Origin of the sequence: Bauldia litoralis, assembly GCF_900104485.1 — a bacterium.
GTDB classification, from domain to species: Bacteria; Pseudomonadota; Alphaproteobacteria; order Rhizobiales; family Kaistiaceae; genus Bauldia; species Bauldia litoralis.
On sequence record NZ_FMXQ01000011.1, the window covers coordinates 163946 to 173196 of the forward strand.

The window sequence follows — 9251 nt, forward strand, 5'->3', positions numbered from 1 at the left end:
ACGAACGGCCGGTGTCCGCCATCGCCGCCACACTCCGACATCCCGTCGCCGCGCTGAAGTGCGGCGGCGCTTGCGTGTGGATTGTCGCCGCCGCGGCGACGGCGCTGCTGGTCATCGCGCCGATCGTCGCGCTTGGCGTTATCGCCGCCCAGGGCTCGGGCGACGCATGGAGCCATCTCGTCGCCCATGTCCTGCCGACGGCGACGCTCAATACGGTGCTGCTGCTGGCGGGCGTCGGCGTCGTGGTCGTCTTCGTCGGGACCGGCGCCGCCTGGCTGGTGACGGCCTACGATTTTCCCGGCCGGCGCATCCTCGACTGGGCGCTGCTGCTGCCGCTGGCGGTGCCCACCTACATCGTCGCCTACGCCTATCTCGACCTGCTCCACCCGATCGGGCCCATCCAGTCGGCGATCCGCGACATTCTCGGGCTGACCAGTCCCGGCCAGTTGCGCCTGCCGGACATTCGTTCGGTCGGCGGCGCAATCATCCTGCTTGGCTTCGTCCTCTACCCCTATGTCTATCTCTCGACCCGCGCGCTGTTCCTGATGCAGGCCGCCGGGCTGGTCGACGCGGCGCGCACGCTGGGCGCCAGCCGCCGCGGCATCTTCTTCCGCATCGCCGTCCCCCTCGCCCGCCCGGCCATCGCCATCGGCGCGAGCCTGGCGCTGATGGAAACGCTGAACGATGTCGGCGCCTCCGAATTCCTCGGCGTCCGGACGCTGACGCTGTCGATCTATTCGACCTGGATCAACCAGTCGAACCTGCCCGGCGCCGCGCAACTGGCGCTGGTCATGCTGGCGGTTGTCGTTCTCCTCGTGCTGATCGAGCGCTGGGCCCGCCGGCGCCAGCGCTTCGCCGGTCGCTCGCAGCGCACCGCCCCGCCGGCCCGGCAGCGGCTGCACGGCGCGCCGGCGCTGGCCGCCCTTGGTCTCGGTCTCCTGCCGATCATGATCGGCTTCGGCGCCCCCGCGATCCACCTGGTCATCCAGGCCATGCGGCGGATCGAGTTTGCCGGCCTGTCGGATTCGATCCTCACCGAGGCGCTCAACACCGTCGGCGTCTCCCTAGCCGCGACGATCATTGCCGTCGGCCTCGGGCTAGTCGTCGCCTATGCCGCGCGGATCGACCACGGCCGCATCGGCGGCGGACTGCTGCGCATTGCCAGCCTCGGCTATGCACTGCCCGGCACGGTGATCGCCATCGGCCTGCTGTCGCCGCTGGCCGGCCTCGACAACATGGTCGACGGCGTCAGCCGCGACCTCTTCGGCATATCCACCGGCCTTCTGCTCTCCGGCTCCGCCGCCGCGCTGATCTACGCCTATGTCGTGCGCTTTCTCGCCGTTTCAGGCGGCGGCGCCGAGGCCGGGCTGAGCAAGGTCTCGCAGACCCTCGACCACAGCGCCCGCACGCTCGGCGAGACCGCCACCGGCACACTGCGCCGCGTTCACCTGCCGCTGATCCGCCCGGCGCTCGGCGCCGCCGCGATCCTGGTCTTCGTCGACTGCATGAAGGAATTGCCAGCGACGCTCCTGCTCCGCCCGCTCAATTTCGAGACGCTGGCCACCCACCTCTACGGCGAGGCGGCGCGCGGGACCTATGAGGACGGCGCGGTAGCGGCGCTCGCCATCGTCCTGGTCGGCCTGCTGCCCGTCATCCTGCTGGCGCGACTGAGCGGCCCCGTCATTCCCCGGCAAGGAAGGCTTAACAGTTGACCTCAATCAATGCCCCTCGCCGCCCCAGGCCCGACGGATTTGTTGCACCGAAAGCAAACGGATGGCACATGGCGTCGGCTGGACAGATCATCGCCCTAAGGAGACCGGCCGCGGAAATGGATCAGGTGCTGCGCCCTGAGCAGTCGGACGTCGTCCGGCTCGCCTCTGTCAAACCCAAGCCGCAGCCGTCCGCGCCGCCGTCGCTCCTCGTCGAGGACCTTTCACTTTCCTTCGGTTCGATCCCCGCCGTGGACAAGGTTTCGCTCGCCATTCCCGCCGGCGACATCGTCGCGCTGGTCGGCCATTCCGGCTCCGGCAAGTCGACCCTGCTGCGGCTGATCGCCGGTCTCGAACGACCGGACTCCGGTCGCGTGGTGATCAACGGCACCGAGGTCTCCGGCCCGAATGCCTTCGTCCCGCCGGAACGCCGCGGCATCGGCATGATGTTCCAGGACTACGCCCTCTTCCCGCATCTCAGCGTCCTCAAGAATGTCCTCTTCGGCCTCCGCCGCGTGCCGGCCGGGGAAGCGCGCGAGCGCGCCCGCCAGGCCCTCGACCGGGTCGGCCTCGGCGGCCGCGAGGACGCATTCCCGCATGCCCTGTCCGGCGGCGAGCAACAGCGCGTCGCACTCGCCCGCGCCATGGTGCCGGGACCGGACCTTCTGTTGATGGACGAGCCTTTCTCGAATCTCGACCGCCGGACACGCGACATCATCCGTGACGAGACAACCGCGGTTCTGCGCGAGAGTGGCACGACGACGGTGGTGGTGACCCACGATCCCGACGACGCCATGCGGATTGCCGATCGGATCGTGATGATGCAGGGCGGACGCTTCGCCCAGAGCGGCACAGCCGAGGAGCTTTACCAGCACCCGGCCTCGCTGCCGGTCGCCCGCTTCTTCTGCGAACTCAACGAGATCGAGACCGCCTGCCGCAACCGGATGATCGCCACGCCTTTCGGCGACATCCCGGCTCCCGGCACGGCGGAGGGAACGCCGGTGACGGTCTGTGTCCGGCCCGGCGATATCCAGCTCTTCGAGCCGTCGGTCGGCGACCGCACCGGCAGGATCATCTCCTCGCAATGCCTTGGCGAAACGGTGCTCATCCACCTGGCGATCGACGGCCTCGACCGGCCGCTGCGCGTCGTCGCGCCGGCCGATGGCGCGCCGGCGACGGGCCGGACCGTCGGCTTCGAAGTCGAGACCGGCAAGCTGCTGGTCTTCCCCGCCGGCTAGCGGACAGCCCGCCGATCCGGCCGGCTTCGGACACGCGGCGCGGCGACTTGCAGTCGCCGCCCGCGCCCCATCGTCACCCCGCCGGCGTGTACCAGATCGGCGACGTGTAGGCGCGCTCCTGCAACTCCATCGTCGTGCCGGGCAACGCCTCGACGCCGAACCGCACCGTGTCATAGGCGGTCCACCGCGGGGTCGGGATCTCGAGGACGCGGCCGTAGTAGAAAGCCGCCTGCGCGGGATCGAAGTCCGGATCCGTCCAGACCGAGATCAGCTCGGGGGCGCCGATGGAATTCGACCAGGTCGCAGTTGTCAGATCGACGGTGCTGCCGACGGCCGGCACCTTGCCGTCCGCGCCGGGCTCGCGATCGCCCGACCACGCCACGTCATAGACCTTCTCGTGCAGTTCACCCTGGGCGTCGAGCCAACCCTTGACGATCTGGTAGCGATCGAGATTGGCGCCGATCGGGTCCTTGAGCGCCGCGATGAGGAATGTCGGGGCCTTGCCCTCCGGCGCATTGGAAAGGTCGCCGCCCATCGGCACGCCCTTCTGGTAACCGGTCTCCGCCGGGAGCCGAGACGTCGCGTCGTCAGCCGTGAAATCCCACCCGCCGAAGAAGCGGACGATCATGCGCGGCCCGGTGGTGGCGTAGGCCTCCTTGCGCTGCATGGCGTCCCAGATCGCCCCGCGGCTGTTATCGGTTGCCCAGACCGCTGCGTAGCCGGAGGCGCCGACCTCCCAGTCCATGATCTTCACGCCGGTCTTCGGATTGTCGACGAAGGTGGCGGAGATGCGCTCGGGGCTCGGCTCCTGGGGCGTCGTCTTGCCGAAGAAATTGTCCTCGCCCATTGCCGCAAGCCCGGTATGGGCGTCGCTGCTGCCGACCAGGCCAAACTTGTACGGGTTGGTTCCAAGCGTCCCGGCGAGCTTCAACCCGTTCTTGAAGGCGGAACGCGCATATTCGAATTCAAGCATCTCGGGCGTCTTGGCGACGCTTCCGTCGAGGTTGCCCTTGTCCCAGAGTTCGAAATCCGCGAATTCGTCATTCGGCGAAAGAAACGGATGCGACTCGCCGGTACCCTTCGTCTGGGTCGTCTCGTAGAGCCGCTCCCACTTGGCCCGGGTCTTCGCGTAATCCGCGTCGAGATCCTTTCCGAACGCCTCGACGACGGGGAACATCAGTCCGTTGCTCAGGTTGCCGTTGTGGGCGATCGCAAGAACGCTGCCGTTGAACTTTTCCTCATAGGCCGCCATCCACTTCCACAGATCGACCGGGTTGTCGCTGCCGAGCGGCTCCAGGACGGTGAACGGTTCGACGAGGCTGGCCTTGTCGCCGTTGTCGCGAAAGATGATGTTGCGGTGGAGGTTGTTGCCACCGGAATTCGACGTCCATTCGTAGCCGATGAAAGCCGTGAAGGTGCCCGGTTCGTTATACGTTTCGGCAGCGTCGATCGTCTCCTGCCAGGCGTTGCGGTAGGGCTGGGTGCCGGGAAGGTACTCGATCGCCTTCGGGAAGGCGTTGTGGGAGAAAGCGGTGATGATCTCGATCGCCGCCTGGCCACCCTGGCCGGAATTGATGAGATCGTACCATTTCCTCCCGGTCGGATCGGCGAGGATGTTGGCCTTGCCGGCGAACAGATCCGGGAAGAATCCCATGTTGTCCGAATGGTCGGCGACGACCAGGAAATCGAGCGGTCGCGACAGCTTCACCGGTTGGCCGCTGGAGGCCATCAACTGCTCGCCGCGGGCGAAGCGATAGGCGTCCCGGGGCGTCAGCCTGGCGCCGAAGGCGCCCGCATCCATCGAGAAGGACGTGTGCAGATGGGTATCGCCAAAGAACGGCCGCGTCGGGAAGTTACGGTCGGCATAGGGTGAGTACGCCCGCGGCGTATCGAAGACCTTGTCCGCCGTCTCCTTGTCCAGGGTTCCAGAAATGCCGACGCCGCCACTGTCGCTTTCCGTCTGCGACACCGCCGCCGTCGAGAAGCCGAAGCCCGCGCCGCCTGCGAACAGCAGGGTGCCCAGAAGCCTGATTGCCAAGGTCTTCGCCATTGTCATGCCCTCCCTAAGAACGCCGATGAAGCGCTTTCGTCCGCCGGTAGCGCATCGGCGGTATACAGATAGACAGCGTATCCGACAGTCGTGTGTCGGGCGACTCCTGTCTGCCGACCACGGTCAGGACACCGCCGCGATCCCGCCGATCTCGCCACCAAACTCGTCGAGATACTTGCGAAACCACACCGAATAATGATCCGGATGGGCGGTCACGTCCTGCCGGATCGCCTCGGGACTGGCCCATCGCCAGTCCTCGACTTCGGCCGGATTCGGGTTCGGCTCGCCCTCGAATCGCCCGCCGAAGACATGGACGAGTTCATTCTCGATCAGGTCGTTGGACACGTTGGCGCGATAGTGGACCGTGAACAGCGGCGTCAGCGGACAGGCAAAGCCCATCTCCTCCTCAAGCCGGCGTTGAGCCGCGACATCGACCGCCTCGCCGGGGCGCGGGTGGCTGCAGCAGGTATTGGTCCACAGACCGCCGGAGTGATACTTGGCCGCCGCGCGCTTCTGCAGCAGGAGGCTGCCGTCGCTCCGCGCGACGATGACCGACAGGGCGCGGTGAAGCACGCCGCTCTGATGAGCGGCGAGTTTGTCGAGGGTGCCGACCTCGCGGTCGTCCCGCTCGACCAGAATGACGCGATCATTATCTGTTGAAACCATGCGGCTCACTCAGTTCAGGGGAAGGCTGGCGACCCACGCGATCCCGAGGATCCCGGCGAGCACCGCGCTGAGATACCAGCCGCGGCGAAGGCTCGCCAGCGACCGATTGACGAGACGGTCGCCGACCATCACCGCCAGCAGGACCGCGCCAAGCCCGATGAGCGGCAGAAGCACCTTCGGGTCGTTGCCGAGAAAGACCGGCGTCAACGCCAGGAGGACGATGGTGATGGCGAAACAGAGCCAGGTGACAATCGACGCGTTGCGGACGCCGAGCCGGTGGGCAAGGCCCTGGATCCCATAGGCGGTATCGTCGCGAATATCGGGGATCGTGTTGGCGAGGTTCAGCGCCAGGGCGACCAGAACGCCGAGGGGAAAGCTGACCAGCAGGACGGGGGCGAACTGCCCCGCGGCGAGGAAGCCCCACACCGGCAGCGCCGGAATGGCGATACCGTAGGGAGCCCAGCTCCACACCGTGCCCTTGAGCCACAGGTCGTAGGCGAGCCCCGCAGCGAGCACGACCAGCGCCAGCAACATGACCGGCAATCCGAAGGCAAGCGACAGCGCCAGCCCGCCAAGGGCGCACGCCGCCGAAACCGCGAAAGCGAGCCCCGGCGACAGGTCGCCGCGCACCAGCGGCTTCTCCGGCCGCGATCGCCGATCGAGATCGATATCGAGATAATCGTTGAGGCTGCCGATCGACGCATGGATCAGGAAAGCCGACAGGCCGAGGATAAGCGCCGGGCCAATGGCGAAGGCCTGGGCGGCGATCAGGTAGAAGACTGCTCCCGCCACGCCATTCATCAATGCCGGAAAGAGGTGGATGACGAGGACGATACCGCGGGCGGTGCGCAGCAACCCGGCCGGGCCGCCGTCCTGGCTCACGGCCGGACCTCGCAAGGATTGGCGGACGAAGTCAGGTCAGACATTTGCCGGTGTGAGCGCATGGGCTAGTGTGGCGCAAGGCGATGCAAGAGGGAAGCGACAGGTGGCCCTCGCTTGAGCGCAATGCAGGGGGCCCGAACAGACCATCATGGCGAGTATTCTTTCGGTCGGCACCGCCGTACCCCCCTACCTGATGCCGCAGGACGTGGCGCGACACCTCACCGGCGAACATTTCCGCGACCAGATCGCCAACGTCGACAAGTACCTGACGGTGTTCAAGAGCGCCCTCGTCGACCAGCGCCATTTCTGCGTCGAGCCCGAATGGTTCGGGCGCGACCACAGCCTTGCCGACAAGAACCGGCTCTATCTCGACTGGGCCGGGCGGCTCTGCACCGAGGCGATTCGGACGGCGCTTGACCGCGCCGGCCTCGAGGCCGGCGACATCGATCATTTCATCTTCGTCTCGTCGAGCGGCATCGCGACGCCGAGCCTCGATGTTTCGATCATCAACACACTCGGCATGAAGCCGACCATCCGCCGACTGCCGCTCTTCGGCCTCGGCTGCGGCGGCGGCGCGGCCGGGCTGGCGATGGCCGGCAAGCTGGCCGGCGACGACGAGAACGCTACCGTCCTTCTGGTCGCGGTCGAGCTCAACTCGCTGACCTTCCAGCGCGACGACTTCGCCAAGTCGAACCTCGTCGCCGCCAGCCTGTTCGGCGACGGCGCGGCGGCGGTGATCGTGCGCGGCGGCGCGGCCGGGCCGATCAACATCCTCAAGAGCACCACCCTGCTCCGCCCCGGCACCCACAACCTGATGGGCTGGGACTTCGTCGACACCGGCTTCCGCGTCGTCTTCTCGCGCCGCGTGCCGGACACGATCCGCGCCATGATGCCGGAATCGGTCGCCAACACGCTGGCCGACGAGAAGATCGAAACCGGCGACGTCGCCAGCTTCGTCTTCCACCCCGGCGGCACCCGGATCCTCGAGGCCTACCAGGACGAACTTGACCGCGAGCCCTCCGACTTCCGGGCGAGCTATGCCGTGCTCAGCCAATTCGGCAACATGTCGAGCGCCACCGTGCTCTTCGTGCTGGACGACGAGATCCGCAATGCGCCGCACGAATCCGGCGACTACGGCCTTCTGGCGGCCTTCGGACCGGGCTTTTCGGCCGAGACCACCCTGTTGCGCTGGGCGTAAGCCCGCTAACACCGCTATCCTGCAACCGCGTTTTCTTTTGCCAGGGGAGGCACCATGAGCAAGGTCTTCGTCATCGCCCAGGGCGGCGGCCCGACGGCGGTCATCAACCAGACGGTCGCCGGCGCCGCACTCGCTGCGCGCGAGCGCTTCCCCGGCTCGAAAATTCTCGGCGCCCGGCACGGCGTGCGCGGCGTCGCCGGGGACGACTATGTCGACCTCACCGGCCTCTCCGAAACCGACCTGATGCGCTTCGCCAACACGCCGAATTCCGGCCTTGGCTCGACCCGCGACAAGCCCGACGACGCCTATTGCAAACGTGTCCTCGACGGTCTCGACCGGGCCGGCGCCAGCGCCTTCATCTATATCGGCGGCAACGATACCTCGGGCACGCTTGCCGTGCTCGACGCGGCGGCCGGCGACCACATCCACTTCATCCATGCGCCCAAGACCATCGACAACGACCTTGTGGAGAACGACCACACGCCGGGCTTTATGTCGGCGGCGCTGTTCGTCGCCAACGCCTTCCTCTCCGTCGACCTCGACTTCCGCGCCATGCGCGGCGTCTATATCGGCATCGTCATGGGCCGCCACGCCGGCTTCCTGACCGCCGCGGCCGCCGCCTGGCGGCGCGACGACAGCGACGGCCCGCACCTGATCTACGTGCCGGAGGTGCCCTTCACCGAGACGCAACTGATGGAAGACATCCGCAAGACAGTCGACCGCCACGGGCGCTGCGTCGTCGCCATGTCGGAGGGCGTCCAGACCGCCGACCACAAGCCGCTGGCCGAGAGCCTGATCCCGGCGCATCTGCACGAGCGCGACGACCACGGCAACCTGCAGCTCTCCGGCGGCGACCTCGGCCTCGCCCTGCAGGTGGCGATCAAGGAGGACCTGCCCGGCGTCCGCGCCCGGGTCGACACCTTCGGCTACCTGCCGCGCGGCTTCCTCGGCACGGTCAGCGAGACCGACCGGCAGGAATCCTTCGCCATCGGCCGCTTCGCCGTGGAGAACAGCGAGGCGGGCAGCGGCTCGGTCGCCCAGCAATTCGTCGACGGCCGGGTGACGCTGAAGATGGTGCCGCTCGACGCGGTGGCGGCCAAGACCAAGACCATGCCGGCGGATTTCCTGACGCCCGCCGGCAACCACCTGACGGAAACCGGCCTCGCCTACTTCCACCGGCTCCTGCCGCCGCGCCCGGATGCTTGGACGCCGTTCGTCTGAGGGGGTGGGGCAGGACGCTCCGTCGAGCCTCACACCACACGTCATGCCCGGGCTTGACCCGGGCATCCATGTCATCGCCCTTCCATGGCCGGCAGCGGGCGGCATCAGCTTCACCGTCATGGCATGGATGGCCGGGTCAAGCCCGGCCATCCATGCCCCCCGTCGTTCCACCCTCGGCGCCAACACGCCCGCGCTGCGGATCGCGAAAGCGGGGATCCAGTCCTCACGCTGCGTGCCTGTATCGGCCGACCGCGCGCGCCCATGCCCGACGCCGCCTGGGTCCCCGC

7 protein-coding genes are annotated in these 9251 nt (G+C 67.5%); 4 read left to right on the forward strand and 3 right to left on the reverse strand.

Annotated elements, in window-relative coordinates:
• Positions 1-11: 11 nt before the first annotated feature.
• Both BLT60_RS21780 and BLT60_RS21785 read left to right on the forward strand, forming a co-directional pair.
• Entirely contained in the window at positions 12-1712 is a 1701-nt protein-coding gene (locus tag BLT60_RS21780; RefSeq protein ID WP_090880250.1) for an ABC transporter permease, read from the forward strand.
• A 116-nt stretch (positions 1713-1828) separates the two neighbouring features.
• Positions 1829-2947 (forward strand): ABC transporter ATP-binding protein, encoded by a 1119-nt coding sequence (locus BLT60_RS21785; protein ID WP_175478582.1) that lies wholly within the window; start codon positions 1829-1831, stop codon positions 2945-2947.
• A 73-nt stretch (positions 2948-3020) separates the two neighbouring features.
• Here BLT60_RS21785 and BLT60_RS21790 read toward each other — a convergent pair whose 3' ends face one another.
• The 3 genes from BLT60_RS21790 to BLT60_RS21800 all read right to left on the reverse strand — a co-directional run bounded on the left by BLT60_RS21790 (position 3021) and on the right by BLT60_RS21800 (position 6545).
• The gene (locus BLT60_RS21790; RefSeq protein WP_090880257.1) at positions 3021-4997 is read right to left on the reverse strand and encodes a DUF3604 domain-containing protein; all 1977 of its coding nucleotides are present in this window, start codon (positions 4995-4997) and stop codon (positions 3021-3023) included.
• A 123-nt stretch (positions 4998-5120) separates the two neighbouring features.
• On the reverse strand, positions 5121-5663 hold the full coding sequence (idi, locus tag BLT60_RS21795) for an isopentenyl-diphosphate Delta-isomerase (protein WP_090880313.1): 543 nt from the start codon (positions 5661-5663) through the stop codon (positions 5121-5123).
• A 9-nt stretch (positions 5664-5672) separates the two neighbouring features.
• Positions 5673-6545 (reverse strand): UbiA family prenyltransferase, encoded by an 873-nt coding sequence (locus BLT60_RS21800; protein WP_090880260.1) that lies wholly within the window; start codon positions 6543-6545, stop codon positions 5673-5675.
• Positions 6546-6693: 148 nt separating this feature from the next.
• On the opposite strand from BLT60_RS21800, the gene BLT60_RS21805 reads away from it, so the two are divergent.
• The gene (locus BLT60_RS21805) at positions 6694-7743 is read left to right on the forward strand and encodes a type III polyketide synthase (protein ID WP_090880262.1); all 1050 of its coding nucleotides are present in this window, start codon (positions 6694-6696) and stop codon (positions 7741-7743) included.
• A 54-nt stretch (positions 7744-7797) separates the two neighbouring features.
• On the forward strand, positions 7798-8964 hold the full coding sequence (locus BLT60_RS21810; protein ID WP_090880264.1) for a diphosphate--fructose-6-phosphate 1-phosphotransferase: 1167 nt from the start codon (positions 7798-7800) through the stop codon (positions 8962-8964).
• Positions 8965-9251: the final 287 nt, after the last annotated feature.